The sequence below is a fragment of the Methylomonas lenta genome, assembly GCF_001644015.1.
Classification (GTDB): Bacteria; Pseudomonadota; Gammaproteobacteria; order Methylococcales; family Methylomonadaceae; genus Methylomonas; species Methylomonas lenta.
Genome location: NZ_LUUI01000012.1, coordinates 1 through 1,819, shown reverse-complemented (window position 1 = coordinate 1,819; position 1,819 = coordinate 1). Strand labels below are relative to the sequence as shown.

Annotated in this window: 2 protein-coding genes and 1 riboswitch; both genes read right to left on the bottom strand. The window is 40.7% G+C overall.

Translation table 11 applies throughout. The annotated features are described in order from the left end of the window. Positions 1-129: 129 nt before the first annotated feature. On the bottom strand, positions 130-735 hold the full coding sequence (locus A1359_RS00800; RefSeq protein ID WP_066976568.1) for a hypothetical protein: 606 nt from the start codon (positions 733-735) through the stop codon (positions 130-132). 4 nt (positions 736-739) lie between these two features. Further along, positions 740-1,402, bottom strand: a complete 663-nt coding sequence (locus tag A1359_RS00795) for a hypothetical protein (RefSeq protein WP_066976564.1) — start codon at positions 1,400-1,402, stop codon at positions 740-742. A 143-nt stretch (positions 1,403-1,545) separates the two neighbouring features. Continuing rightward, positions 1,546-1,621: riboswitch (cyclic di-GMP riboswitch) on the bottom strand. Positions 1,622-1,819 lie beyond the last annotated feature (198 nt).

Here is a 1,819-nt window from a genome sequence, read left to right as displayed (position 1 = left end):
GTATAACAGTCATTCAGTAATCTTTTTTGATTTGATTTATCAAAAATACTGAAAGTCCAAAACAAAAACATGGTCGGAATGGAAAATTGAATTAACTCCGACCATGCGAATTTCTAATAACTGGATAATTTATGCCTTTCTTTTAAATTGAGCACCTAAAAATCCTACCAAGCCTGTACCGAATAGAAGCATTGCGCTTGGTATTGGAACAGAATTGACGTTGGCTACAATCTGCGCTGAACTAAGCCCCCAACCTTCATTAATGAGCCCTTCCATTACACCGTAGTCGAACACAAAACTATTAATACCTGCAATGAGGGTATGATCTACACTGAATTGTGTAAGTCCGCCTTGAAAAGCACCAAATGTTGTGGATGATAAAATATTAACGCCAGGCGCAATGTAATTGATGAAATTACTTCCGTCACCTCCCGCATCAGGCCCGCCACCCATATCGAAACCACCGCTAAACAAAATTTCGCCGTTAACAGTTAGAGTGAAAGTGTCTTTGCCGCTATTACTACCATCAACCGAACCATACCCCATTAGATCAAAAGTTAAAGTCGCGGCATTAAATAACGATGATCCTGGAGATGTAACAGAATAATTCAGTGAGCCACCATTTAAGGGGCCAAGATTGTCTGCAAGTGACGCTGTGAATAATTCTGCTGTAGCCGGCAAAGCGTAAACAGATAATGCAAACAATCCAACGAGACTTGTGTAGTGTTTTTTCATTGATTTACTCCTTGGTATGTGCGGGTACTAAAGCTTTACGACGCGAAAAGCTGACTAAGCCAACTAATACGGAACCAAACAGCCAAGCGGCTCCTGGAATAGGGACATTTGAGACATCTTTTACTAAGAAACTTCCCACATTTGAGGAATTTGTGGAATTTTCTAGTGTACCAATTGCGAGAGAGGCAATATAGTCGGCGTGGTTGTTGTAGCCGACCATTGCATAATCATGAGAATCTTGGGTGCCAAACGTATTACTTCCTGTAAGGCCAATGCTGTATGTTGATAATCCATCGAAAGGGTAGGTTATGCCCAATAGTGACACTAATGTGCTATTAGCTACATAACCCGGATTATTATAATTCCAATACCCCCAGACCCAACTGGTTTGAGATACTCCTGCATCAGAAAAAAGCTCGGCCACCTCATTTTCTGTTGCATACCTAAAACCCTGATTGCTAGTATACCCACCAAATCCGGCCATTATTTGATTGTAGCTTTGCCCTACCGTTGCAGTGAGATCAAGCCATGACAACTTTGTGTCACTGTCATATGTCAATAGTCCATCACCAGACCCAAGTAAATCGTTACTGACTAATGAGGCATGAGACTCTACCGTAATTCCTAACAATATGGCACCAATTGCCAATCTATATATTTTGTTCATTGTTGTTCCTTGAACAATGTCTAACTAATTGGTTCTGATAGACAGTCTTTGAATGACGATAGCTCTAGTTCGAAAATCCAACAAACCGCCAGAGCATATTGAAAAAAAACAGAACTACCTTTGTGCCCATAACGATGGTCACTTTCGGTAGCCCGGCTTTCCTGGAGAGGATCCGCGACTTTCTGCCCCTACCTTACGATAGGTTTGGCTTTAGCGGTCTTTTAGCACAATAAAACTAACTTTTCTACTGAGTGTTTTTATCAGGTTCTAAGCCTTATGGAATTTTATAAAAAAATAATTAATGTGATTTGTTGAGAGGGTTCTGGGATAACGTACATGCCATTGAATTTGATTGTCAGCTTTGAGTTAGCTACTTGTCCTACAAAAACTGAGTTGAATGGCGCTTATGGGTCGGTT